The organism is Cupriavidus metallidurans CH34 (assembly GCF_000196015.1).
GTDB lineage: Bacteria > Pseudomonadota > Gammaproteobacteria > Burkholderiales > Burkholderiaceae > Cupriavidus > Cupriavidus metallidurans.
On record NC_007972.2, the window covers coordinates 147,552 to 171,459 of the forward strand.

Consider the following 23,908-nt stretch of genomic DNA (forward strand, 5'->3'; position numbering starts at 1 on the left):
CTTAGCCCTGCGCCACTGCCGCAGGCGCGGCCGGCAGTGCAGGCACCGGCGGCACCGGTGGCATGATCGGGGACACACCATTGCCAGGCGCGGCGGGGAACGGTGCAGGCATCACCGGGGGCTGAGACGGCATCGCGGTGGGCGTCCCGGTGGCGTGAGCGGGCAGCGGACCACCGCCATTCGCTACCGACGCGCGCTGCACGGGAGGCTCCTCGAACGGCATGGCATCGTCGTCGGCACGCTCCGCGGTGAGCGTCTGCTTTCCCTTGGCGAGCTTTGTGCCTGATTCGGAGATCGACACCACCTTGTAGCCGCGCACGGTCCCGCCAACTTTCGCCGGATAGACCTGACTGCCCCACTTCACATAGCTGCGCAGCGTGACCGGGAGGCCAGCCTTGCTTCCATCCACGCCGAAGATCGCCACGGTCTTGGGCACGCCGCGGGCCTCACGCTGCTCGGCAGTGGGTGCCGTCGTGGTGACGACCGGCGCCGGGTTCGTCTTGGCCAGCTCCTGATCGGCCTTTTGCACGGCGATCTGCGCGTCTTTCTCCAGAAGCACCCGCGTCACAGTCTTGTCGCCTTCCGCATGGGCCAGCGAGGCGGCAACTGCGAGAAGAATCATGGCAATGCGTTTCATTGTTTTCCTCCATCGCGGGCGTACGCATCGCCCTTCACATTGAGTTCAAACTTCGATTTCTGAATATCGGAGTCCGCATCCAGGTTGATCGTCAGGACGATCTCGTTGACCGAGACGTACGGCGGGAAAGTGCCAATCTCCGCCGCGTTGCGCAGCGGCCCCTCCATTTCCCACCTGGCGCTCTTGTAGACATACGGGATTGAAGCGAGGCCCTCTCCCGGGATCGAGCCGAACAATCCGATGTCCTGCAGCACCGCTTTGGATGCAGCCGGACGCAGCAATTGGAGGGTCGACCCGAAGTCCGTGCGCAACGCCATCGACGTCGGCAGCGTCTGGAGCAGCTTGCCCAGCGGTGCGTCCGGGCCGAACGGCACCATCGCCTGCACGGTGACTTCCTTGTCCTCCTTGGAGAAGGCGGGCGCGCTGAAGGCGTCCGGCAGCGCGGCGAGGAAGGTAGCGTTCGTCACACCTCGTGGCGCGTCCTTCGCGCCGCCGAGTCCATAGGTAAGCGAGCACGACGCTTGCGGCGCCGCGACCGCACCACAGTTGATCTTCGTGAGCTTCCATCCGCCGACAAACAGCGGATCGACGTCGACGAACCACTTTGCGAAGCGCGGCACCGCCACCGCAGCGACCGCCGACGGCGCGCGGCTGCGGGCCAGGATGTCTTCGGCATAGCGTTCCGCCGGGCTCTTCTGCGGCGGCGGCGGATGCTTGCGCGCCTCATAGGCTCGGTACTGCGCCATGCCGTACTTGTAGCCCACGGCCCCGACAACGATCAGGGCGACCAGCGCAAGCAAACGCTTCTTCGCGGCGGCCGAGCTCGGCTTTCGCAAGGCTGCGTGCTGGTCGGCGGCGTCGGCGAGCTGCTCAAGCGTCAGCTCCGAAAACGTCAGCGCCGGCACGTTGCCGAGCAACTGCGCCAGTTCGGGAAGATTGCCGGCCAGCCGGAAGGTGCCCCCTGCGACCCGTGCGAACTCGACGGCAAGCTCGGAGAGGGTCTGCTCGTCCTGAACGACGCGGTCGAATCCGACACGTGGTCGGCCCTTGAGGATGCCGCAGACCAGATAGCCGACATGCTGGCCCGCATGTTCCAGCCTGTACGCGAAGAACACATTAGGCATCAGCCCGGGAATGCGGGCCACCGCGACAGCCGCCGAATAGAGCTTGTCCTTGACCTTGGTCTGCGCGTCTTCCTGGGCGAGATAGCCCATGTGCAGCGCCGCGCCGTCGTGCCAGATCCGCGCAGCCTTCACTTCCTTGGCGACTTTCGCGGCGAGGTCAGGCGCGGGCGCGTTCCCGGTCAGGGTACGCCATTGCATGCCGAAGGCAATCGCCTTGCCGTGGATCTCGAGGATCATCGGGCAACTCCCGGCGCCACGCGCTCGGCCCACGCATCAGAAGATGGCGTTCGGATAGCACGCATGATTACTTGCCCTCCCCGTGGTCTTGCACCATGACTGTGGCAAGCAGCAGCGTGAACGTGCGCGTCTTCGAGACGGTCTGCGAACCACCGAGAAGCATTGGCAACGACTCGCCCAGCGTTCGACGAGTGTTCGCAGTGTCGTCCTGGTCCAGTGCGGCCATGAGCACCGTCTGTCCATTGCGGACGATGATGTCCTGCTTCGGAATGCCCTTGCCGACGATGTTGATGGTCTGAACTGACTGTTGGTTGTTGCCGCTACCCGAAGTGAATTTCTCGAGCGGCCCGTCCTGTTTGGATTGGTCCAGCGCGATCGTCAGGTTCACGTCGTCGCGCGAGGTCGCGTCGGCATAGGCCGCCAGCTTGAAACCGACCGTCGCCGTCGATGTGATGATCCCCGGGATCCCACCCGTACCGCCCGCCGTCGTCGTCGCCGGCGTCGAGCCGGATGCATACGAAAACGTCCGGCGATTGTTGTACTGGAAGCCGTGACGGTTGCGCATGGAAACGGGAATCGTGACGCCCGAGGTCACCGTTCCGTACTGCTTCAGGGCATTCACGATGGCTTGCGTGCCGTTGAATCCGCCCGAGGTGATACCCAGGCCCACCCCACCGGCAGTCGACGAAACCAGGGTGGCCGGTGACAGCGCGTTGACCGTGAAGCCCGGCAGGTTCTGCAGCGCCTTCGTGAGCACGACGTTCCAGTCCACGCCGGCTTCACCCGCGTCCGAGACCGTCAGGTCGATCATCTGGAACTTCAGGGTCACCATGCGCGAGTAGATCGCGATCTGCTTGCGGATGATCTCGTCGGCCGCATCGACTGCTTCCTTGGTATCGCGCAGCGTGAGCACGCCGGTGGCGGGGTTCAGCTCGGCGCTGCCGACCATCGTCATGGCGGGCAAGATGCTCTTCTTGACGCCTTCGAGGTCGTTCTGTTCCTTGATCTCCGCCTTGGCCGCAGCATCGATCTGAGCGGACTGCCCCGAGCCTCCCGAACCGCCGCCCGACGAACCACCCTCGGCCGACTGCTTGAACTCGGTCGTGAACGAGTTGGTGCCGCCGGCCATCGGCAATTGCCAGGTCTTGGTCACCAGGCGATAGAACCGGACCAGTCCTTTTTCGGCGTTGTATTCCCAGTTGATGCCCAGCCGTGTCGCAATCAGGTCGAGCATGTTCGCCAGCGGCATCTTTTCGCTGTTCTTGAACTCGACGTTCAGTGGCGTCTCAAGTAGCGCCGTGGCCTGCGTCGCGCCAACGCCGCCGCCGGCTGTCAACGCGGAAGGCAGCGGCGAGTTGAGCGCCGGTGCGGGGCCCAGGCCCTGCGACAGTGGATTCACCGCGCTGCCCTGTACTTGCTGCGCCGTGCGCAGTTGCTGCTGAGCCTGCGCGGCAAAAGTAAGCGGCAACAGCAGATTCGGCGGTAGGTACACATCCGATTCGATCTTGACCGGGATACCGGTCGCCATCTGCACGCGCTGCGCGGCAACGGCCAGCGACATCGAGCGCTCTGGGAACACGACCAGAGTGTCCACATCCTTGCGCAGTGCGACGGGCAGCGTCACGTTACGCGCCACTGGCACACGCTTGCCGGCGAGGAAGGGGCGGTTCACCTCCTGCTCTGCCTCCACCGCGGCGCGATCGCGTCGAATGCGTGCATACAGGTCCTCCGTCGTCTGCGTGATCTGCATCGTGGTCGCGTCGGTCGTTTGCCGAACGTCCTTGAGCAGCGTCGGGGAGACACAACCCGATAGCGTGGTACAGACCAGGGCGGCGCCAGTTGCCGGTCGGATAATGTGTTTCAGCTTCATCTGCAGCTCTCTCACTTGGTCGGGTCGCACTTCGTGGTGAGCTTCACCACGCGGACGAGGTTGTTGGAGTAGAAGCACGGCTTCAGGCTGTAGTCGGTCATTTCCGTCGCCGATAGCACGCGGCGGACCGCCGTCTTAAAGTCGCCGGTGAAAGCGTCCGCGCCTTCGATCTGCACGTCCTGGTCCGGCTCCCAAGGCGCCATGGTCCAACCGGCATCGCGGGCCCACTTCTCGATGAGGAGGCGGTAATTGCCGTCGCCGGGCGACACCGACCAATCGCGCTGGCCGTTGGCCATGACCGGTGCCGCCACGGGCACTGGGGCTGCTGGCGGTGCCGCGACCGGAGACGCCACCGGCGCGGCGCCCGCAGGGGTCGGCGCCAGCGCGGCGACCGTCGTCGCATCGACCTTCGGCGCCTTGCGATCGGACAGCAGCTGCCAGCCGCCACCGGCCAAGGGCTTGCTCGGTTCGAAGTTGCCCGAGGGGTCGGCGCCGAACGGGGTGGACGCAGGGACTGCGGCATGCGCATACGCCGCAAGGACCGCGGCGCCAGCAAGGAGAACCCGGCACATCCGGGACAACGATCGAGACTGGTGCATGGCTGTATTCCGTTTCAATTCGAATGGGTTACTTGGTCGATTGCAGCTTCTGGTAGACGCGATTGGCGTACCGCAGCCGCTTATCCGGCGAGCCGGCGTTGTAGCAACCGACCGCAGTCCACGTCTCGCCGTATCGGCTGAGGCAATCGGCGAGGATCCATGTGCCGACGTAAGCGTTGGTGCATGGATCGAAGAGGCTCTGCCGAGTGATTCCGAACTTCGCCAGGCGAGGCAGATGGGCAGAATTGATCTGCATGAGGCCGATGTCCTCGCTGCCGTTGCTGTTGCGGTTGGTCACCCACGACCGCATGCCGGACTCGACCTGCGCGATGCCGCGGGCAAGGATGGGACTCACGCGATGGAACGCGGCCGCATCGTCCAGACAGTCGGCGCGGACCAAGCTCGCAAACGCGGTCCCGGCGATCAGGAGCCCGATTCGCAACGCGATCATTGCGCCGCCGCTCGCTCGTAAAAGCGAACCTCCGGTAGGCGGTCCACACGCACGATGTTCCCGTCGGCGATGACGGTCAGGTGGTCGGATACGCCGTTGAACTTGTAATACCGGTCCTTTTGCTCCCCGCCTCCCTGATGGTTGTCTCCGAAGACGGAGATGCTGGCCATCGATTTGGCAAAGCTCAGGTAGGTGGCGCCATCTTTCTCGAAAACGCGCTCAAGGCCAGCGCTGTTGTCCCGCGGAAACAGGAAGTTGATGCCTGGCACGCGCGCGACCTCCACGCGCTTGCCGCCACCGCTGGCGGTAAAGTTGTCGACCGTCGGGAAGGACAGAACCTTTTCGGTGTCATCCCATCGTGTGCGGAGCTTGTCGCCCGAGCCATCGCGCAGTTCCAGGTCCTTCGGTTCGGATTCGAAGCGCACCTCGATGCGGCCATTTTTGGCATCGCGAATGGCCAGCGCATTGAAGGCCGAAGCCAGAGTCGGCCCCTCCGGCAGGGGTGTGGCGGTAGGCGCCGCGTCGGCCACTGGCGCGGCAACACGCAGCATGCCGGCCGTCTGCGCAGCGTGGCCCGGCTCTACAGAGAACGCTTTGGGCGGCGTGGCACGCAGCGAGATATTCCGGCGAACGAAGTCCACCTCCGCATAGAGATTGCGCTGTTCGAGCACGCGCGCCAGCGCCTGCACCCAGTTCTCGCCCGCCTTTGCGTCCAACGAAACGTCGTCGGTAAGCGGGATATCTTTCTGGGCCGTGCCACTCCATCCGGCGGGCGCGATGGACTTCACCATCTGTGCAAGCGGCAGTGACGAGCGGCCGACCCGTACTAATGGAAGGTCCGCATAGTTACCGATCAAGGCCAAACGACCGGAGACGGAAGCAAGACTCCGCGGCATATCCCCGCTAGGGTTGGCCGGCTCCGAGGTAAAGCCGTTTGCCCTCTTCCATCGAGCCACCACCGGCTGCCCGTTCACGGTGTAGCGCAGCACATCGGGCACGCCATCGATGACCCAATAAGGTCCGTTCTGAATGGCGCCGTCCGCCTGGACAAGCTGCCCATGCCGGGGTTGAATGTAGGTGGAAAGGCCGTCGTTGAAGACCATGGCGGGGCGATCCGCAGCGCGAGCGACGACCTGGTAGTCGAAGTCGAGCGGATCAGTGTCGGCCGCGTGAGCGCACGCCGCGACCAGCGCAACAGCGGAGAAGAGGAGCGGCCTGATCATTGGAATTGGGCGACGTGTTTCATGAAGCGGGAAAAGTACGGCCCACCGCGCTCGGGATTGGCGCTGTGGTACCAGGCGACAGCCTTCATGGCCGAACCGCTGCGCTGAAGGTTCTCTGCCAGAATGTCTTCGGCAACGCGGATGTTGGTCGCTGGGGCAAGCGCCTCCCACGGCGACGCAAAACGCTTGCCGTGGTAGCACCAATTCACCTGCATCAAGCCCACATCGAAGTCGCAACGGTCATTCGCGAGCAGACGATTGACGGCCGCGTACGCTTCCTCGCGCGTGGCGAAGAACATGCCGCGACCCGACACGTTAAGCGTCCAGGGCCACGGACGGCCGCGATACGACGACTCGTTCATGGCGATGCCGGCTGTGATCTTGGGATCGACGCGAACGCCCATCTGGGCAAACGGCTCGGTCTTCGGCGCGCACGCCCAGCCGCCGCGTCGCTCGGCCAGGGCTTCTTGCGCCGCATCGTTTAGCACGGCCGGTCGCAGCCAGCCTTCTCGCGTGAACAGTCGGGCAATGGGCGTCGCCTTGCCAGCCAACGTCACGACAGGTCCGTCGTCGGCACCCGGCTCGATCTGCGCGCCGAGAAGCCGCGCGGACCAGCCAAGGAACGCGTCAAGGCCGCAGTACAGGACCGGCTTGCCATCCAGCATATGGACGCGTGCCTGCCCGTCTGCCTTGACGACGATAGCGTTGGGGCTGATGACGGCCTCGATCGTTGCAGCCTGTGCGCCAAGCGATGCGGCAACGGCAATCAGGAGCGTCGCAAGCCGCTTAGTCACGATACGGCTCCAGGACGATATCGTGCTTGACCTGCACCATCATCTTCTGCCCCGGCTCGGTGGTGATGGTCGGGCGGATGTTCTGGTTGCGGTTCAGAATCGTCTGCGCCGTCTGGGTCGCTACCTGTCCGGCCGCATTGCCGTACGCCACCAGACCCGAGGGTCCTACCGTGGTAGTTGTCGGGTTGTCGTTGAAACGCAGCGACAGGGCGCCGATCACGAGCGCACCGCCGAAGATCTTGAGGAAGTGGTTGTTGACGTCGCCTGTATTGCCAGCCGTGCCGTCCGGGTCCGCACCCTGCATGCCCATCAGGGGAACGGTTTTCCCATTTGGCAGTTGCATGCGCACGAAAGCGGTCAGGATGCGTTCCTGGCCCACAGCAATGTCTGCGCTATACATCCCAACCAACGTGGTGCCGGCCGGAATAATTTTGCACGTACCCTTGACGGTGTCGTAGACGTCCTGCGATACCGTTGCACGAAACTCACCCGGCTTGTCCGAGTTGAGGCCGCCGGCGAAGTTGGCGGGAATCACGAAGCCGCGGCTCAGCGTGCAGCGCGGCAGCTTGCCGTCGAACCCGGTTCGCAGCGTGTTCAGACTTCCCGCGTCGCGCAGGAACTGGCGATCCGACGAGGATGCCTGCGGCGCAACGCCCTCCGGGGTCGCCCCCGCAGCATTCGCGGCGGCCGCCTTTGCCGCGACAGCCTGCTGGATTGCACGCATCTGCGCGGGATCCGTCACGTCCGGCATGCCTGACGGCTGCTTTACCTGTGCGACCTGGGACTTGCGTGTCCCGCTCTTGAATACTGAGGACGTGAAGAGGTCATCTTCCGCATTCTTCTTCGCATCCGGCGCAGCGCCTGTGGCTTTCGCCGCGCTAGTGAGATCGCCGGCGGTCATGACGGGCGCCTTGGTATCCGTCGCAATGGCCAGTTTGCGCTGTTTCTCGGATTCCTCACGCGCCTTGTCCGCCTGCGCACGAATGACCGCATCCAGGCTCTGCCCGGTATCCGCGCTGCCGGCACGTTGCTTGATTTCATCGGCTCGCGCTTGCTGAGCCTTGGCGTCGATCTGCTCGTCCGAGACGGTCTGGAAGTAATAGCCCAGGGCGCCAACCATCAGTGCCGCCGCACCACCCAGTGCGAGGACGACATTGCGCGGGAGCTTCCCCTTGACGGTCCGTTCCTGCGCGTCCGTCACGTCGGTGACGTTGTCCGCATTTTGTTTGCCACGCATCAGAACAGCCCCAGGATGCGGCGGCGGCCGCGCTCGATCTTCACTTCATCGTCGCCCGAGCGCAGCACGACGGTATCAGCCAGTCGCTGCACCACGAGGTACCCGCCACGGCGGATGGCATTGACCACCACGAAATCGCTGCCGTCCTTGATGAAAGCGACCGGCCAGTTCTGCAGCGCTGCGTTGGGCAGGCGCAACCAGAGCGCCTTGCCATCGTCAAAGGCAGTTTCCGGCTTGAAACTGGCGCTCCCCGAAATCGCATACTCGAAATTCAGTTGATCGGGAGAAACGCCAACCGCATCCGGATTGCGCGATCCTTCGGCTTCTGCACCCTTGGCTTCGTCCGGCGCTTCACCACGCGCGTCGTTGCGCGCCTTCACCTTGGCGGAGATCGACGTCGGAACCTTGAACCGGACCTTTTGGTAAAAAATGCCGCCGAGCGGAGACGATACGAGCGTGAACTCATAGCTCCGCTTGTTCGTATTGACCGACAGCGTGTTGACCAGCCCCGCCGCCTGCGGCTTCACGTAAAGATGATTGGCACCGTCCGTGTCGTAGTCCCATCGCACGTTTTCGCCCCAGGCGGGATCGCCAACGATCTGTTCGTCGTCTGGAAATTCGATGGTTGTGATCTTCAGCGGTGCGCTGAGCACGCGGAAGATCTGATCTCGGCTGTAGGTGAAGACCACAAGCCGAGAGTCACCCGGCAATGCGATCGGATCAACGCCGCCATTGAACGGATTGGCCGGATTCATAGCGTCGCTGAGGTCGCCGATTCCCAGTCCGGCCATGCCGGCGCCGGTGCGACGCGCATTTTTGTCGGCCGCATGACTGTCCGGAGCGGAAAGCAGCATGGCCATGCACAGCGCAATGGCCAGAGGGATGAACCGGGAGGGGGTGCGAGCTTCCATGGGCGTATGCGCGACGATTAAGCCGCCGATTTCTGAATGCTAAAAAAGATGGGGTACACCCCAAACGGGTTGGTACCGAGGACAGCCTCCTTGTCTGCAGGCTTGGTCTGATACCGGAAGGTGATGGTGTAGCGCTGCTTGCGAGGCTTGTAGCCGTCTTCGGTAGTTGTCGTGACAAACTCGACGACGACCGTGCTATCGGGCAGGCTCGCGATGTTGATGAACTTCGGCTCTCGCGTCAGCGTGGGCGACGACATGACCTGTCGGAACGGCTCGTCCTCTTGCACCCAAGCGTTGAACTGGTCCTTGGCGGCACCCAGCATCTGCTCACGAACCGAACGCAGGTTTGATGCCATACGCGACGATTCAATCTGCGGCGTCAGGATCGGCTCGACCGTGAACCAGCGTTGCACCAGATCCTTGAGAGCCGCCTGCACCTGGCGCTCATCGGGACGAAATGCGTCGAGTTCGCGCGTGATGGGCTTGCCAGTCACGTCCGACGATACGCCCACCACCTTCACAACAGACGGCGGAGGCTCGCGGGTCAGGATCGCAGCCACCGCAATCACGCCGAGCCCGAACGTTGCCAACTTCCAATGGTTGCGATCCACGCTGATGCGTGTGGTGATATCGAATATCGCTTGCTCCGGACGCTCATTGCCATACATACCTGGCGCCACGGTCAGGGGCTTGGCTTTGTCGGCGGATTTTCGAAAGAATGGCATGCTGCGGCGGTCCAATGGGATGCCGCTAATTGAATCAGTGATTCGCCTTCCGCTTATCCCGAAAGCTATGCCATTTCGCGGAGCTTTCCATTTATTTGCATTAGAGCGACTGTCATATCCCCATGCCGCCCCCCGCAATCAAGGAAATCTCCTCAGAGTCTGGATGTACGGACGACATGCCTGGCATGCCTCGGTTCGACCCCGCATACGGACTTAGAAACGCGAATACTCAGGTTTTGACCGTGCGATTCGTCGTTTTTGAAAGGAACATGTTCCTCCGGTCGGGCTGAAGCGAAATCGGTCCCGATGTGGGAACAAAGCGAATTTGTCGAAAGCTACTGAAAATCGGCCATCTTTCGCCGCCTCATTTGCCCATTTGCCCGCCAACAATAGCGGGCATGGAATCCCCAGCGAACAACCACCCTCTTTTGCAGCTCACGCAGCTCGCCGACAGCGCAGTCTCGATGTTCTTCGAGTCGCTGGCGCCACTGCACGATGTCATCCATGCGTCGGACGTCGCGGAAGTCATGATCAACCGCCACGACAGTATCTGGGTGGAGCGACGTGGGGTACTGACCAAGCTCGATATCGTCTTGGACCCAATTAAGGTGGAAGGCGCCGTTCGCTCCCTCGCCTCTTCCGTTGAAAAGTCCGCTGTGCGCGGAACCTCCCAGGGCATCATCAATGCCGGCCACAAAGGTCTGCGGATCGCGGCGGTCATGCAGCCGACCGCGATCGACGGCCACGCACTGAGCATTCGTCGCCACCGCGAAACGAACCTGACGCTGGAGGACTACGCCAAGGCGGGCGCGTTTTCATTGCGCAACGCGACCACGAAGGCTGAGGAGCCGATCTTCCTGGGCAACGAGGAAGACGAGGCGTTGATGCGTGCGCTCGAGCAGTTGATCGTAAGGCGCAAGAACGTCATCGTTGCGGGCGGCACGTCGTCGGGCAAGACCACTTTCCTTAACGCGCTCGCCGGCCGCGTCCCGGCCACCGACCGAGTCCTCACCATCGAGGACACGATGGAACTCAAGCTGACGGTACCGAATCTGGTGCGTCTGCTCTCGAACAAGGACAAGGGCGTCACTACGCAACACCTCGTCGCGCTCGCCTTGCGTTTCCGACCCGATCGCATCTTCGTTGGCGAAGTTCGCTTTGGCGAGGCGTTCGACATGTTGCAGGCGTTCAACACCGGCCACGACGGCGGCATGGCGTCCCTTCACGCCAGCAGCGCTCGCTCGGCCCTATCTCGCCTGGAGAGCATGGCGCTTCTTGGGATTCCCCCCGGCTCGGGATGGAAGCTCGACGACATGAGAAAGCTCATTGCCGATTGCATTCACTACGTGGTGCACATGAAGCGCACCGGTGAAATGCGTCACGTCTCGGAAATCATTGAGATCAAGGGTTTCAGCAACGGCGATTACGACATCAACCGCGTTTTTTAACCAACGGAGTCTTTCCGAAATGACCCTAACCTTCAACCACCGCGTGCGCGCCACCGCACGCAAGTACGCGCCCTCGGCCCTGCTGATGGTCGGCATGATGGCTGTCGCCACGTCGGCGGTTGCCGCTGACGACGCATTCCTGAATAACCTCGGCAACTTCATCTGTGGCATCGCGACGTTCATCAACACGAAGTATCTCTTCGTGGTGGGCCTGATCGTGATCGTCCTGGGCGCCTACGCGTACGCGAACGCGGAGTCGTCCCTCTCCAAATTTATCTCCGGCGCCTGCGTCGGCGTGGGTCTAGCGGCCGCTGCCCCTTCCATCCTGAAGTCGCTAGGCCTGATCGCCTCCTGTGTCGGTTTCTGACATGCGCAAGCACCACGTAAGCATCGGCCTGTCCATGCCGCGCCTGATCGCTGGCGCAGTACGAAGTCTGGCTATCGCCAATGGGACGATTGTCGCGCTCCTGATCTACGTCACATATCGGAGCGGCTGGCAAATCCCGCTGGCAGTTTTCGTCTATGGCCTGTGCAGCCACGCACTGCTGGCGTGGCTGACGAGTCGTGATCCGTGGTGGAACCAGATCCTGAACGTCTACAACCAGTACGGAGACCTGTACGAGTCGCTGCCATGGCACGGCAAGTCTCACGCGGTGTTCCGCCGCCCCTATGGCTTTGACAGCGACCTGCCATGCTGAAGCTGAAACGACGGCCGCTGGCGGAAATCGCGCCGTGGCTCACCTCGATTACTCCCGAGCTCATCCTGAACAAGGACGGATCACTGCTCGCTAACTACGAATTCCGTGGTGTGGATGCCGATAGCGCGGACGCGAGCGACATCACCTCCGCGCGAGACCAGCTCGACCAAGCGTGCCGCTCCTTTGACAACCGCATCACAGCTTGGTGGCGCCTGACGCACCGACGTACCAAGGGATACGTCGACGGCGAGTTCAGCAACGGAACGGATGCACGTCTCGACGCGCTCAACCGCGCCCACATGACCACGGGCAGGTATTACCGCAATGCGCATTCGCTGAGCATCGCCTATACCCCCGAGACGGGCGTGGCCAAGTTCTTCGAGAAGATTGGGCATCACATGACCGTGGGCGGTAAGCCGATTTTCGCCGCCCTGCTCGAAGCGACCAAGGATACGGTCCTTGCCCGCAGCGCGTTCGCCTTCGACATGGAGAAAATCCGCTCCGACACGCGGCGCTTCGAAGCCATGCTGGACGCATTTACCGGTGGGATTCCGCGCATCAAGCCAACGCGCCTTGCGATGCAGGACAGCTACGCCGCGCTCCACCAGGTCGCCAACCCCAGTGTGCCGAAGCGTCGCATCCGTTTCCCGGTAACGATGCTCGACACCCATCTGAGTGAGTCGGAAATTACGGTTGGCTCCGAGCGCCTTCTGTTCGAATCCGCACATGGCAAACGCTATGCCGCTATCGTTGCCGTCAAGGAATGGATGAGCTTCCAGGAAGCGGCGCTCGACACTCTGCTGCAAGTCGACGCCGAGCTGGATATCTGCATCATGTACCGCTTTCTGGACACCGCCCGGGCAACGGCCTATATCGAGAAGGTGCGCCGCTTCTACAAGATGGCGGCGGTCAACCTCCGTTCGATGGTCCAGCAATATATGTCGAAGGAGGAGAACGAGAATGACGAGGGGCGGGAGGAACTCGCCAAGGAAGCGGGCAAGGCACTAAAGCGACTGACCGCTGAAGGCGTACAGCACGGATTCGCCAACATCTCCATAGTCGTCTACGCCGACACCGAGGCGGAATGCGAGGATGCCGTCAGCGAGGTGGTAGGAACACTGACGAACGCTGGCTTTGGCGCGATTCGGGAGAAGACCAATCTGATGGCGGCGTGGAACAGCACGCTGCCCGGCCGCTGGGACCGCCAGCGACGCTTGCAGTTTGTCGAGACACCCGCGGTTTCCGACATTGCTCCTGTACGGTCGGTGCTCGAGGGTCCGACGCGCAACGACTGGCTGTCGGAGAAGACAGGCACGGAAGTGCCGCCACTCACCTGCCTGCCCACCCGTCATCGGACTGGCCAGCGCGTCGATATGCATCAACCAGGCGGCAATGGACACCTGTTTGTAATCGGGCCCATCGGCGCGGGGAAGTCAGTTTTCCTCAACTTCCTAGTGTCGCAGGCGGATCGGCACAAGGCGCGTCGCATCCGTTTCGACAAAGACCGCTCCACGCGTATCCCCACGCTGCTGAGCGGGGGGGCATTCATCGACGTAACCGGCAAGTTCCAGGCGAGCACACCGGTCAATCCGCTGTCTCTGCTCGCCGACCCGGGCAGCTTTACCTACGTCACCGAATGGCTAACGCTGGCCCTCGAAGACGACGATTTCTCCCTTTCTCCGCAACAGAGTCAGGACATGTTCGAGGCAGTGAAGCTGCTCGCGAGCTATCCCCGCGAGCGGTGGACCCTCAGTGCCCTCTCCACGATGCTCCATGCCGATCTGCGCGAGCGGCTTCAGATCTGGCTGGTGGGCGGGCAGTACGGCCACTTCTTTGATCACGTCGAGGATGCGTTCGCAGTGAGCGACAACCTCTGCATCGAGTGCGGCGAACTGTTCCAGAAGTTTCCTCGGGCGGCAGCTCTCTTCACCGACTATGCGTTCTACCGGATTAGCCAGTCGATGGACGGCATCCGCTACACCGTCATCGAAGTGGAGGAATGCGGCTTCTTCTTTCAGAACGAGCGCTTCTATAAGCGTTTCGAAGACTGGATCACCACCATCCGGAAGCTCAACGGAGCCATCTGGGCGGCGACGCAGTCCCTGCGGCAAATCGCGCGTGTGGCGAATTTTGAAATCCTCAAGGAAAACATCGCCAACTGGATCTATCTGCCGAACAGCCAGGCAAAGACGAGCACGGACCTTTACGGAGACATGTTTGGCCTGACCAAAGACCAGATCCAGATGATCTCCGATGCGGTACCGAACCGTGACTACCTCTGGATCACCAACGTCCAGACCCGCATGCTCCAGACCGCTTTCAACGACGAGATGGTGGCGATGCTGCGCTCGGACGGTGTGGCGCAATCCATCTGCGACACCCATTACGCGTCGGGCGAGCCCGACTGGCAAGACCGCTACGTGCGCGAAATGCTCGCGCGCGCAGCCTAAACAGGGAGATATAAGAGTGAAGAAGTGGATCGCCAACCTTGCCGTCGCCGCGTCCGTGCTCGGCGCCGCCCCCGCTCACGCCGCCCTACCCGTCACCGACTGGGTGGGTCTGGTGCAAACCACGATCTCGGCGTTGCAGTCCATCAAGTCCGAGGTGTACGAGAACACCAACATCGTCTACCAGTACCAGATGATGGCGAATCAGTTGCTGCAAGCTACAGGTCTGGATGCAGAGGCCATCACCGAGCAGTTCAACAGCATCAAAGACGAGATCGGAAAGTACGAGGTGTACGGCACCACGCTCAAGGACCTCTATGGCACCGTCTCCGACAACGCCGACTATCTGAAGAAGATTCAGAGCATGGTCGTCTCGTCCGGCAAGACGAAGGAACAGTGGTTCGAAGATCAGCGCTCCCTCCTGACCAACGGCGACAAAACTGCCAAGGCGCTCTTCAGCCTGGGCGAGCAGATCTTCAAGAACACACAATCGGTCGCCAAGCGCCGCCAGAAGATCCAGTCGCAAATCAAGCTTTCGGCAACCGCGCAAGCTGCCGCGCAAACCACGAACCAGATGCTCGACGTATTGGCGAGCCAGAACTCCGATTTGCTACAGCTCATGAGTGTGCGTGCCCAGGCCGACGCCGATCGGGACCAACAGACCGTTGCCAAGGAGACCCAGAGCGCAGAAGCGATGCGATCACTGGCAGCCGCTCAAGATGAAGAGCTCAAGAACCTCCGGGCCCGCGTCTTCTCCCGCAAGCTGCAGTCCAACTGACCGTCACACACTATGCAGATCGCCCGCTTCATCGTCTTGCTTCTGACGGCCCTTCTATTGCATTCGCCGCCGGCTTTCGCACAAGCGTCCGCCCCTGAAGCGGGCACCGACACCGCACAGCAAACTGCCCCGAACAAGGGTGGCAAGCCCGGGCTATTCGCGCAGCCGGGATCGATTGGTGAATCGCTCAAGAGCTGGCTCAGCCAGTTCGAATCGTTCCGTACCGGTCTGATCGGGGGCGCCACCACATTGAGCAAGACCCTCACTCCGGACGCGGACAAGATCGCCTTCGGGCTTGCCGTCATTTCGCTGACGTTGGCTGGAATTCGTTTCGCCGCGGCGTCGCAACCTGTCGCGGCCTGGACCGAGGTCTTCGAGACGCTCCTTATGCTTGGCATCTTCGCGTCCCTCTACACCGGATATGACAAGTTCGGGCCTGGCATTTACGAATACTTCCAGCATCTCGCCGACAAAATCGCAGGCACACAAGCGATGTCACCTGCGATGACGCTCGCTTCCGTCGGCGCCGGATTCATTGATTCCTATATTGAGTCTATGAAGGCGGCAAGCGGTATCTCAGACGTCTTGATGATAGCGTTTGCTGGAATGCTGTTGCTGGCTGCGTTCGTTTTTTGCGCCCTCGCAGCTCTTCTCTACACGTTTTTCATATCCCTGGGCGAGATTGCGGCAGCCATCGGAATTGTAATTGGACCTATCGCAGTCGCCCTCGGATTCTCCGACTATAGCCGTCGCTACTTCTCTTCGTGGCTGGACTATATGATCGGCGCATCGATGTATTCGGTCGTTGCCGCTGTGATGGCTCGCCTCGTCTCGAGTGCACTGGTGTCCACGCTTATCGATCAGAAGAGCGCCGGCACAGCGACGCTGGCTGGTGCCGTGTATGCCATGAGCATTGCGCTGTTCATGATTCTTGTCGCCTTCGAGCTTCCTAAAATCGCCGGTGCGATCTTCGGCTCCGGTGGTGGCATCAGCGGCGGTGGGGCCATGCGGGTTGGCCTCAAGGCCGCCGGCGGCATCGGCAAGTTCCTTGCGAAGTTGAAATAATGAGTACGCACACCCATTCCTCGATGCCGGCAGCAGCGCTTTTGTCAGCTCACGAGAGCCGGATCGCGTTGATTCGGCAGTATGCAAACGAGGTGTCCGGCGACTTGTTCGCCGTAAAGTGGCTGAGCATTCTGACGCGGTGCGCGGACTGGTTTTCCAGTATGCCCCTGCGCTTCGCTGAACATGCGGAACCGGGCGGTGCATTCCGCGCTACGGTCGAAGCGGCGTACTTTGCGATGCGCCTGTCCGGCGCGCAGAAGTTCGGTGCAGACCAGCCGTCTGAGCGCCGGCGCATGCTCGAGCCTCAGTATCTCTACGCCCTTTTCCTTGCAGCGTGCTGCTCGCGGCTCGACGAGCCGTGCCGTCACTTTCAGTTCTATCGCGACAGCGATGGTGCAGAGTGGATCCCCGCTGCCCACGGCGCCTTCGGTCCCTGGGTCGGCACAAGCAATTACCGTGTCACGAGACGCGAGGCTATCCAGCCCATTGAGCGTATGCGCACCGCACTTCTCGCGCGCGAGATTCTTGGTAGCGAACGATTAAGTGCCTTCGACAGCCAGGTGCTCACCGAGCTTTTCGGTGCGATCAATCCGGATCCTCGACCGACCGGACTCGAAACGCTGCTGCATAAGGTTGTACGGCAATCCATCGACACACTGACCCAGTTCGAGATCAAGGCCAGAAAAGCAGAATTCCCCCCGGACTCGACGCCCGTTCCGACAGCCGAGAGGCTGGAGAAGGCTGTCAATCCGTCCTTGGCTCAGGCTGACGCACCGGTGCCGGCGCCGCCGCCGGCCACTTCCACGCAGCACGCCGACGGAAAGGGTAACGTCTCGCCAGCGGAATCCGCGGGCCTTGGTTCGCAGGCTCAGGTCGAATCGCCGGATGCCACGGCCTCGGATGCCTCGGCGGCGCGAAATGTGGTTCAGCTCGACGGAGCGCGTTCGTTGCGCAAGGAGTTATCCGCCGACGATCCCTTCAAGGCTTTGGCCGGCAGCTCTAACTTGATGCGGGAGTTCTTCAAGGCGCTGGCCCAGGACGTTGCCAGCGGCAAAGCCAAGGTCGCGCGGATCGACGGCAAAGTCTCGATTAGCAAGCGCTCGCTCGGCAACTTTGGCCTGGCGTCCGACACCCTTGTCGAGCATCTGCGAAAGGGCAAGCACCTATACAAGGTCGATGGCCAGAATATTCTGTTGGTCGACGAAGTAGGACGTCTCATCGCGCCGGAGACTGCATCATGATGAATCACTACATCAACCATTTCCGGCCCATTTACGAATTTCGCGCGGCCGTTGGCTGGACCGTCGCAGCTTTGTTGATTCTGTTGAGCGGCATGCCGCACGCTGGCTATTTCGCGCTCTTGTGCCTATGTGCCCTACTGCTACGGTCCGCGCAGGTTTGGCGCGCCCTCAGATTCCGACTCGCCATTTCCACCAAGTGGCTTACCGTGGTCAAGATCGATGATCTTCTCGATGCCAGCCGCGGTCTCCGCTCGAAGGACAAAGACGTGGACGCCATGTACCTCGGCACCGGCTACGAATGGACCCAGAAGCACTGTCAACTTGCGCACGATATTCTGCGCATGCCGTCCACCGATATTCCCGGCTTGCCAAAATGGTTGCCGAACGAAACGGTACGTGCCATCGAAAAGGCCTTTGCTCCCGCCAACAGCATTGCGGACCATTCGCCTCAAGGCAAACCTTGGATTGCGGGTCTGGAGACCAAGAAGCAGCCAGTGCCGTTTCACTACAAGGCGATGGGCGGCCACACGTCCATCAGCGGCACCACCGGTGCGGGCAAGACGCGCACATTCGAACTGATTTCCACGCAGGTTATTCATAACCCTAATGACGTTTTGATCGTGATCGATCCGAAGAACGACGTCGAGTGGGTCGCAAGATGCCGGCGAGAATGCGAGCGTACGGGTCGGAAGTTTCTGTATTGGAAGCAGGCGGCGCCGTCCCAATCCATCCGTTTGAATCCACTGGAAAACTGGTCGCAACCGTCGGAGATACCCACGCGCGTCGCCCAGCTCATGGAGGAAGGCCCGTTCCGGCAGTTTGCGTTCCTGTTCATCGATCGTTCTGTCAAAGGCGAGCTCTACGTCGGCGACAAGCCCAACCTGCGCTCCATCCTCCAATACGCACAGAACGGTATCAACAACCTGCTCGAGCGTGCGCTTCAGCGCTTTTTCCCCGAAGCCGGCATGACGGACTGGGAAGACGAGGTCGCCGGATACATGCAGCAAGTCGGTCAGAAAGGTGGCGGTACCCGTCTGGACGCTATGGTTCGACTGTATATCGACCGCTTCTCGAATCTGGGCAAGGGCCACGAGTCGATCGACGGTCTCATCTCGACGTTTCAACACGATCGAGACCACTACGGCCGTATCATCGCCTCTGCCCTGCCCCTCCTGCAGATGCTGGCCACCGGCGAGACCGGCCTCATGCTAGCGCCCAAAGCGGATGACTTCGAGGACGATAGAGAAATCTGGGATATCGACAAGGTCATCAAACAGAAGGCCGTGCTCTACGTCGGTGCGGACTCCCTGTCGAACTCCATGGTCGCGCAAGCGGTGATGTCCATGCTGCTCGCGGACATCGCTTCGGTCGCTGGCGCGATCTACAACTTCTACGCGAAGCCTCCCGAGATCGTCCTTCAAGTTGACGAAACGGCTGAGGCCATCAACGAGCAGTTGCTCCAGCTTCTCAACAAGGGGCGTGGTGCAGGCTTCAAGGCGTTCGTTGCTTACCAGACGCGTTCCGATTTCACGGCAAAACTTGGAAACGTGGCCAAAATGCAGCAGGTTTTGGGCAATCTGAACAACCAGATCGTTCTACGCTTGGAAGACATCGACACCGCGCAGTGGTTCGCCGAGAAGGCCGGGACGACGGCTATCCGCAACCTGGTGATCTCCAGCAGCACGAGTACCGGCACGGAAGCGCACGTAGGTGAATTTAGTGGCTCCGTTTCGCGATCCGCACAGCTTGAAAAGGTACCCCTGATTCCGCATGACCTGGTCATGCAACTGCCGAACCTCCAGTACTTCCTACGGATATCCGGCGGCGCCGTCTACCAAGGTCGTATTCCAATTATTCAGGACTAACCATCCATGCGCAGCAGCCTGTTCCGCGAAGTTATCAAGCAACACAATTTGTCGGCGAAGCTCTCCCCGGTGTTCACCCTCTCTCCGGACCTCGATGAGATCTGTGCCCGCGTGGTCGACTACATCGGCACGAACTACCGTGTGCGGGAAGAGCCTTTGATCAAAGAAATGCTGACGGACGGCATCGCAGCATGGCGCGCCGCGCGCAAGCATGGTGATCCGTCTGTCGCGTTCATGAAGGGCCTCTTCTCGCGCGCGCATGACCTGTACAACAAGCGCTATGCCGCATTCAAGGGCGAAAAGTACAACGTCTGGTACCCGTTCCACGAATCGATCCCGGCATTCGAGCAACGGCAGCTGGCGGGCTACGTCTGCCAAGTCGTTGACGAGCCGGTCCCCGGCGAGGTTTCCCAGCGCTGTGCTGCGTTTCAACTCGCGGCCCGGGTGCTGACCGGATACGCCTTCTCCCGTTACTTCGAGAGCTACGATGTCGCTGGCAACTTTGCACACTGACGCCCGCTGGGTCGGGCAGCGGCTTCGCCGTATTCCGGCTATGGTGGCCGCACGCATCTGTAACGTCGACCCGGCCCTGGCGCTGGCCATGCAAGATTGGTTGGTCTCGCATGCTTACCCGGACGAGACGCCGCCTGAGGCGTTCACAGCCACCAAGGCCGCACCTTGCTTCGCGCTTGTGAACATCTCTCTCGCCAAGCCGGGTGTGTTCTGGGCCGCGCTTGTTGCGATCCCCAGCTTCCCCGTCCTGCTGCTACTGCGGTGGATCTGAACCATGGCAAGTAGCCGATTCGCATCCCACGTCCGTCTTTGGCTGATTATTTCGCCACTCATGATCTGCACGCTGGCGCCATTCATTCAGGACCAGACAGCGTTCGAAATCAGTCGTTCCGAAAGGGCGTCTGTGGAAGGGGTCCTTGGGACGGAGAAGGCCGATATCGCGGTGGCATCGGCAAACGCTCGCTTTCGCGAGTGGTTCATCGACTCTGGGGCGGTGAAAGCATCCTTCGCCGGTTCCGATGCCCCAACTGCTTTCTCGGACGGGGGCGCGTCAACGTTCGGCCGCGGCTGGATGCAGCACTTCTGGCTGACCATCTATCGGGCGCTATACCGTTCCGCGGTTGCCCACCACTGGCTCTTGGGCGCGACAGTGTTGATTCTGGCGATTTTCAATGACGGATCGGTATCGCGAAAGATCCACGCTGCAAGCGCGGGATTCGCCAATCCCGTGTCATTCCATGTCGCAGCCCACGGCCTGATGCTTTGCTTCGGGATTGGAGCCTCCGCTTTGCTTCTCCCGATTTCCCTGCTCGCCAATTGGTGGACCTATGTGGTGTGCCTGGTGGGCCTGCTTTGCTGGCGCCTCGCGGCGTCGTTCCATGTCGGCAAATAGTCCGGCCACTCAATTACGACGAGGCCATGTGGATGGCCTTCCAAACGGAGAAATCATGACCACGACCGACCTGATCCCCGCCGATGAGAGCAGCCTTGACGCTTCGGTAGCGGCTTCCCCTACCCCGAGCACGCTCGGAACCATCGACAGCACCGGGGACGTCGAGCACGAGCTCAACGAGATGGACGCGTCCGCCGATGCGCTGCGCAATGAGGGGCTGCTCTCGCCGGCCGATCATGAGCAACGCAAGGCTGAGGTCGAGCGAACCCGGAAGCTCTTTCGCGAACTTCAGCCGGAACAGCGCCAGGCAATCATCCGCCGGCGTCGCGAGCTGGGCCTGCAGATCCTGGACCGCGAACTCGCGGGCGCTGCCGTCGTGTCTGTCGCCCTGAAGCTGAATCACACGCGCCTGCGACCCCTGTTCGAACAATGGTGGCCCTACATGAACAGGATGTCGCTGAATCTCCAGCGCTTCGGCCAGAGCACCTTCACGCGAACGGAGTTGTCCACACTGGAGACGTTCCTGGAACGCGAACTGTCGAAGCTCGAGGACTATGTGGACGAGCAGGTGCGAGTGGCCAGCGCATACCGAGAGCAACGCGAAACCGAGATGCGGGGGGCCGGGGATATCGTATTTGTACCTACGATCCAGCGCCCGTCGGTCTCCCTTGAGGTCCAGGCGTACTCCCGGTTCGCGGTGCGGGCGTTGCAGGTGCTGATCAAATTCGACCAGACGATGGACCAGTTCGACTTCATGGTGTGGAACGGCATCCGCGACCAGAGCGACGTCAATGAAGAGGTGTCGCGGTTCTTGCGTAAGTTCCAGCCTTTGGGCCTGCGCAGCTACACGACGCACCTGAAGCTCATGACAACCGTGCGCGGCATCTAGTGCTTCCGGCGCGACTATGGTCGCACCAAGTCCGTCGCCATCCGACATGGTTGGACGTGGTGCCATTAGGTGCCAGATGACGGATCGGAGTTACCCACAGCGTAAGTCGGACATTGTGTCAGCACGTGCCACCAATTGGGGCTAAGTCTTACATGGTGCCTGTTTGCATAACGGCACAAGTCAAGCAACAGGCAGTTGGTGGCACTTCCTCTTCGTTGCTGGCACCAAGTCCGACCAAGTCGGTCAATGACCATCCCAGGCATTCGCCACACCGAGTTATGTCTCTCGCAGAAGTTCTCGAAAAGCTGAATCCGTCCCAGCGGGAAGTCGTTGACTGCCGCGACCATTGCGTGGCCGTCGCTGTGCCTGGTGCAGGGAAGACAGCGACGATTGCCGCCAAAGCCGCGTTGCTTCTGAGCAACCCAGCCCTTACCGTAGGTGCGGTCACTTTTAGCAAGGATGCTGCGATTGAGCTTCGCGATCGGATTCTCAAATTGGCGGGTCCTACGGCAAAAAAGCGGCTGGTCGCAGGCACCTTTCACTCACTCGCATACAAGCAATTGGGCAAGAATGGAGGCAAGTTGAACGACATCGTCACCGACGGTGTCCGCGCAGCGATCGTTGGCCAGATCCTTCAGGAGCGCGGCATCGATTGGAAGGTGGAGGATGCGCTGGCCTCCATAGAACGTTCGAAGCATCATTTGGACGATCCGAAGCCCGGTACTGTAGACGCACAGATCTTCGAGGCATACCAAGCCGCTTTGTCACGAAACGGGAAGATCGACTTTCAGGACATGCTGCGCATGGCGGTGGCCGGCATGCTAACGGGTGGCATCCGGCCCTACTCCGTTCACCACCTGCTGGTCGACGAATATCAAGATTGCGATAGCCTGCAATCGCGGTGGACTTCATTGCATGCGGCGGCCGGCTCTGTTGTGTGTGTCGTCGGGGACGATGATCAAACCATCTTTGGCTTTCGTGACGCCCTCGGCTATCAGGGCATGGAGGCGTTCATCAAGGAGTTTGATGCTCGCGCTATCGTGCTCGGCAAGAACTATCGCTCTCATTCCGAGATTCTGAGTGCCGCTGACAAAATTATCCGTAACAACGCGCAGCGGATTTCGAAGGACCTGTTGGCACATCGGGGCTCCGGCGGCTCAGTCGAATTCAAGAGATTCGACGACGAGTACAAGGAAGCGGTTGCCGTAGTTGAAACGCTGGCGCCGGCGATTCGTGCTGGGAAGACCGCCGCGGTGCTCGCTCGGACTAATCGCATTCTTGATCCCATAGAGGCGGTGTGTAGATCCCATGGAGTGAAGTACTACCGTGCCGCCGGCAAATCGATCCTCGATCGTCCCGAGGCAGCACTGATGGGAGATATGTTGGAGCTTATACAGCGAGCAAAGTTGACTGGTGTCGATGCTCTACTTGGATACTCTGGCATCGGAACCCTTGAGCTTCAACAGCTTCACGCCCAGGAAGCCGCCGAGGGTGAGTTGATCTCTGCCCCGCGCAAAAAGGACCTGGTCGAATCGGGAATATCAGAGGAGACGGCCGAGAAGTACAGGGATTTCTTGAAACGACTCGCCGAATGGCGTGCCCTATACGATCGCGAATTCCATGCGCTGACGTTGGATGGGGTCCGCGAATGGATGCTCAAGTATGTGACTGAGGACGCCGGCAAGCGTGCCATCAACACCTGCTACGACGTCCTCAGCCAGCTCAACGGACCATTCGTGGCCCGCCTTGAGTATCTTCGACGGAGAAACAACGAACCCGCCGCCGACGCCCTCGTGCTAACCACCATGCACGCCTCAAAAGGACGGGAGTGGGACAGCGTAGCCATAGTCCGAGCCGAAGAGACAATCGTTCCCGACAGCGAAAGCCCAGAAAGCGAAGAAAGGCGCCTCTTCTACGTCGCCGTCACGCGCGCCAGGGATTGCCTGTTTATCTCAACGGCGAAGAAGAACCCGACCTCGCGCTTCGTCCTTGAGGCTGGCCTAAGCCTTACTTCCTGAGGCGCGCATTCTTTGTGCGTTATATGGCACTTTCGTAGAATTCCTCGCCTTTTACTTTAACAACGACCCGTAAGTACCGGGGGAACAGCTCGATCTCTCGGGTACAACAGGCACAAAGTTAACTTGCGTATACGTCTAAGGGCCGCTAACCTTCACGGCAACGCAACCGCGGACGTCATTTTTGCCGAAAACGGTTGCACGATCCACCGGCGGTTCCGGTGAACAGCTTAAAGGTTTTTGAACCGA

The 23,908-nt window shown here is 61.0% G+C and carries 23 protein-coding genes; 13 read left to right on the plus strand and 10 right to left on the minus strand.

From position 1 onward, the window contains the following. Nucleotide 1 precedes the first annotated feature (1 nt). The 10 genes from RMET_RS31580 to RMET_RS31625 form a co-directional block, all read right to left on the minus strand. Nucleotides 2-637, minus strand: a complete 636-nt coding sequence (locus tag RMET_RS31580) for a hypothetical protein (RefSeq protein WP_011239908.1) — start codon at nt 635-637, stop codon at nt 2-4. Next, nucleotides 634-1,998: a hypothetical protein gene (locus tag RMET_RS31585; protein WP_011239907.1), complete on the minus strand. Its 1,365-nt coding sequence runs from the start codon at nt 1,996-1,998 to the stop codon at nt 634-636. The genes RMET_RS31580 and RMET_RS31585 overlap by 4 nt, the downstream gene beginning before the upstream one ends. A 67-nt stretch (nt 1,999-2,065) precedes the next feature. Beyond that, nucleotides 2,066-3,868 carry a hypothetical protein gene (locus RMET_RS31590; protein WP_011239906.1) on the minus strand — a complete coding sequence of 601 codons (1,803 nt, stop codon included), beginning with the start codon at nt 3,866-3,868 and terminating at the stop codon, nt 2,066-2,068. 11 nt (nt 3,869-3,879) lie between these two features. After that, nucleotides 3,880-4,467, minus strand: coding sequence for a toxin co-regulated pilus biosynthesis Q family protein (locus RMET_RS31595; RefSeq protein WP_011514910.1), 588 nt, complete (start codon nt 4,465-4,467; stop codon nt 3,880-3,882). 28 nt (nt 4,468-4,495) lie between these two features. Beyond that, nucleotides 4,496-4,918 carry a lytic transglycosylase domain-containing protein gene (locus tag RMET_RS31600; protein ID WP_011239904.1) on the minus strand — a complete coding sequence of 141 codons (423 nt, stop codon included), beginning with the start codon at nt 4,916-4,918 and terminating at the stop codon, nt 4,496-4,498. Next, a complete protein-coding gene (locus RMET_RS31605; protein WP_011239903.1) occupies nt 4,915-6,141 on the minus strand; it encodes a TrbG/VirB9 family P-type conjugative transfer protein in 1,227 nt (408 codons plus the stop codon). The genes RMET_RS31600 and RMET_RS31605 overlap by 4 nt, the downstream gene beginning before the upstream one ends. Continuing rightward, nucleotides 6,138-6,935 (minus strand): transglycosylase SLT domain-containing protein, encoded by a 798-nt coding sequence (locus RMET_RS31610; protein ID WP_008649449.1) that lies wholly within the window; start codon nt 6,933-6,935, stop codon nt 6,138-6,140. The genes RMET_RS31605 and RMET_RS31610 overlap by 4 nt, the downstream gene beginning before the upstream one ends. Next, complete coding sequence (locus tag RMET_RS31615) at nt 6,928-8,172, minus strand: TraB/TrbI/VirB10 family type IV secretion system protein (RefSeq protein WP_008649450.1); 1,245 nt, start codon at nt 8,170-8,172, stop codon at nt 6,928-6,930. The genes RMET_RS31610 and RMET_RS31615 overlap by 8 nt, the downstream gene beginning before the upstream one ends. Next, nucleotides 8,172-9,083 (minus strand): TrbG/VirB9 family P-type conjugative transfer protein, encoded by a 912-nt coding sequence (locus tag RMET_RS31620; RefSeq protein ID WP_008649451.1) that lies wholly within the window; start codon nt 9,081-9,083, stop codon nt 8,172-8,174. The genes RMET_RS31615 and RMET_RS31620 overlap by 1 nt, the downstream gene beginning before the upstream one ends. 17 nt (nt 9,084-9,100) lie before the next feature. Next, complete coding sequence (locus RMET_RS31625) at nt 9,101-9,808, minus strand: VirB8/TrbF family protein (RefSeq protein WP_008649452.1); 708 nt, start codon at nt 9,806-9,808, stop codon at nt 9,101-9,103. 398 nt (nt 9,809-10,206) lie between these two features. On the opposite strand from RMET_RS31625, the gene RMET_RS31630 reads away from it, so the two are divergent. The 13 genes from RMET_RS31630 to RMET_RS31690 all read left to right on the plus strand — a co-directional run bounded on the left by RMET_RS31630 (nt 10,207) and on the right by RMET_RS31690 (nt 23,662). Continuing rightward, entirely contained in the window at nt 10,207-11,256 is a 1,050-nt protein-coding gene (locus RMET_RS31630; protein ID WP_011239902.1) for a CpaF family protein, read from the plus strand. A 19-nt stretch (nt 11,257-11,275) separates the two neighbouring features. Continuing rightward, nucleotides 11,276-11,623 (plus strand): TrbC/VirB2 family protein, encoded by a 348-nt coding sequence (locus RMET_RS31635; protein WP_008649454.1) that lies wholly within the window; start codon nt 11,276-11,278, stop codon nt 11,621-11,623. Between the two features lies 1 nt (nt 11,624). Next, a complete protein-coding gene (locus RMET_RS31640; protein WP_008649455.1) occupies nt 11,625-11,954 on the plus strand; it encodes a conjugal transfer protein in 330 nt (109 codons plus the stop codon). Beyond that, a complete protein-coding gene (locus RMET_RS31645; protein ID WP_008649457.1) occupies nt 11,948-14,404 on the plus strand; it encodes a VirB4 family type IV secretion system protein in 2,457 nt (818 codons plus the stop codon). The genes RMET_RS31640 and RMET_RS31645 overlap by 7 nt, the downstream gene beginning before the upstream one ends. A 16-nt stretch (nt 14,405-14,420) precedes the next feature. Next, nucleotides 14,421-15,179, plus strand: coding sequence for a TrbJ/VirB5 family protein (locus tag RMET_RS31650; protein ID WP_008649459.1), 759 nt, complete (start codon nt 14,421-14,423; stop codon nt 15,177-15,179). Between the two features lie 12 nt (nt 15,180-15,191). Beyond that, nucleotides 15,192-16,244, plus strand: coding sequence for a type IV secretion system protein (locus tag RMET_RS31655; RefSeq protein ID WP_008649461.1), 1,053 nt, complete (start codon nt 15,192-15,194; stop codon nt 16,242-16,244). Beyond that, entirely contained in the window at nt 16,244-17,485 is a 1,242-nt protein-coding gene (locus RMET_RS31660; protein ID WP_008649463.1) for a TraI domain-containing protein, read from the plus strand. Before RMET_RS31655 ends, RMET_RS31660 begins: the two co-directional genes overlap by 1 nt. Further along, the gene (gene traD, locus RMET_RS31665; RefSeq protein WP_008649464.1) at nt 17,485-19,350 is read left to right on the plus strand and encodes a conjugative transfer system coupling protein TraD; all 1,866 of its coding nucleotides are present in this window, start codon (nt 17,485-17,487) and stop codon (nt 19,348-19,350) included. The genes RMET_RS31660 and traD overlap by 1 nt, the downstream gene beginning before the upstream one ends. 6 nt (nt 19,351-19,356) lie before the next feature. Beyond that, entirely contained in the window at nt 19,357-19,863 is a 507-nt protein-coding gene (locus tag RMET_RS31670; protein WP_008649465.1) for a hypothetical protein, read from the plus strand. Further along, the gene (locus RMET_RS31675) at nt 19,838-20,134 is read left to right on the plus strand and encodes a hypothetical protein (RefSeq protein ID WP_150982632.1); all 297 of its coding nucleotides are present in this window, start codon (nt 19,838-19,840) and stop codon (nt 20,132-20,134) included. The genes RMET_RS31670 and RMET_RS31675 overlap by 26 nt, the downstream gene beginning before the upstream one ends. A 3-nt stretch (nt 20,135-20,137) precedes the next feature. After that, nucleotides 20,138-20,755, plus strand: a complete 618-nt coding sequence (locus RMET_RS31680; protein WP_008649469.1) for a DUF4400 domain-containing protein — start codon at nt 20,138-20,140, stop codon at nt 20,753-20,755. A gap of 55 nt (nt 20,756-20,810) precedes the next feature. Continuing rightward, entirely contained in the window at nt 20,811-21,644 is an 834-nt protein-coding gene (locus RMET_RS31685) for a hypothetical protein (RefSeq protein WP_008649471.1), read from the plus strand. 278 nt (nt 21,645-21,922) lie between these two features. Further along, nucleotides 21,923-23,662, plus strand: a complete 1,740-nt coding sequence (locus RMET_RS31690; protein WP_008649473.1) for an ATP-dependent helicase — start codon at nt 21,923-21,925, stop codon at nt 23,660-23,662. The last annotated feature ends 246 nt before the right edge of the window (nt 23,663-23,908 follow it).

Coding starts and splice junctions, on each gene's coding strand:
- RMET_RS31640 (WP_008649455.1), top strand. CDS start 11,625: ATGCGCAAGCACCACGTAAGCATCGGCCTGTCCATGCCGCGCCTGATC.
- RMET_RS31690 (WP_008649473.1), top strand. CDS start 21,923: ATGTCTCTCGCAGAAGTTCTCGAAAAGCTGAATCCGTCCCAGCGGGAA.
- RMET_RS31660 (WP_008649463.1), top strand. CDS start 16,244: ATGAGTACGCACACCCATTCCTCGATGCCGGCAGCAGCGCTTTTGTCA.
- RMET_RS31645 (WP_008649457.1), top strand. CDS start 11,948: ATGCTGAAGCTGAAACGACGGCCGCTGGCGGAAATCGCGCCGTGGCTC.
- RMET_RS31580 (WP_011239908.1), bottom strand. CDS start 637: ATGAAACGCATTGCCATGATTCTTCTCGCAGTTGCCGCCTCGCTGGCC.
- RMET_RS31615 (WP_008649450.1), bottom strand. CDS start 8,172: ATGCGTGGCAAACAAAATGCGGACAACGTCACCGACGTGACGGACGCG.
- RMET_RS31685 (WP_008649471.1), top strand. CDS start 20,811: ATGACCACGACCGACCTGATCCCCGCCGATGAGAGCAGCCTTGACGCT.
- RMET_RS31605 (WP_011239903.1), bottom strand. CDS start 6,141: ATGATCAGGCCGCTCCTCTTCTCCGCTGTTGCGCTGGTCGCGGCGTGC.
- RMET_RS31670 (WP_008649465.1), top strand. CDS start 19,357: ATGCGCAGCAGCCTGTTCCGCGAAGTTATCAAGCAACACAATTTGTCG.
- RMET_RS31630 (WP_011239902.1), top strand. CDS start 10,207: ATGGAATCCCCAGCGAACAACCACCCTCTTTTGCAGCTCACGCAGCTC.
- RMET_RS31590 (WP_011239906.1), bottom strand. CDS start 3,868: ATGAAGCTGAAACACATTATCCGACCGGCAACTGGCGCCGCCCTGGTC.
- RMET_RS31675 (WP_150982632.1), top strand. CDS start 19,838: ATGTCGCTGGCAACTTTGCACACTGACGCCCGCTGGGTCGGGCAGCGG.
- RMET_RS31600 (WP_011239904.1), bottom strand. CDS start 4,918: ATGATCGCGTTGCGAATCGGGCTCCTGATCGCCGGGACCGCGTTTGCG.
- RMET_RS31595 (WP_011514910.1), bottom strand. CDS start 4,467: ATGCACCAGTCTCGATCGTTGTCCCGGATGTGCCGGGTTCTCCTTGCT.
- RMET_RS31680 (WP_008649469.1), top strand. CDS start 20,138: ATGGCAAGTAGCCGATTCGCATCCCACGTCCGTCTTTGGCTGATTATT.
- RMET_RS31620 (WP_008649451.1), bottom strand. CDS start 9,083: ATGGAAGCTCGCACCCCCTCCCGGTTCATCCCTCTGGCCATTGCGCTG.
- RMET_RS31635 (WP_008649454.1), top strand. CDS start 11,276: ATGACCCTAACCTTCAACCACCGCGTGCGCGCCACCGCACGCAAGTAC.
- traD (WP_008649464.1), top strand. CDS start 17,485: ATGAATCACTACATCAACCATTTCCGGCCCATTTACGAATTTCGCGCG.
- RMET_RS31625 (WP_008649452.1), bottom strand. CDS start 9,808: ATGCCATTCTTTCGAAAATCCGCCGACAAAGCCAAGCCCCTGACCGTG.
- RMET_RS31585 (WP_011239907.1), bottom strand. CDS start 1,998: ATGATCCTCGAGATCCACGGCAAGGCGATTGCCTTCGGCATGCAATGG.
- RMET_RS31655 (WP_008649461.1), top strand. CDS start 15,192: ATGCAGATCGCCCGCTTCATCGTCTTGCTTCTGACGGCCCTTCTATTG.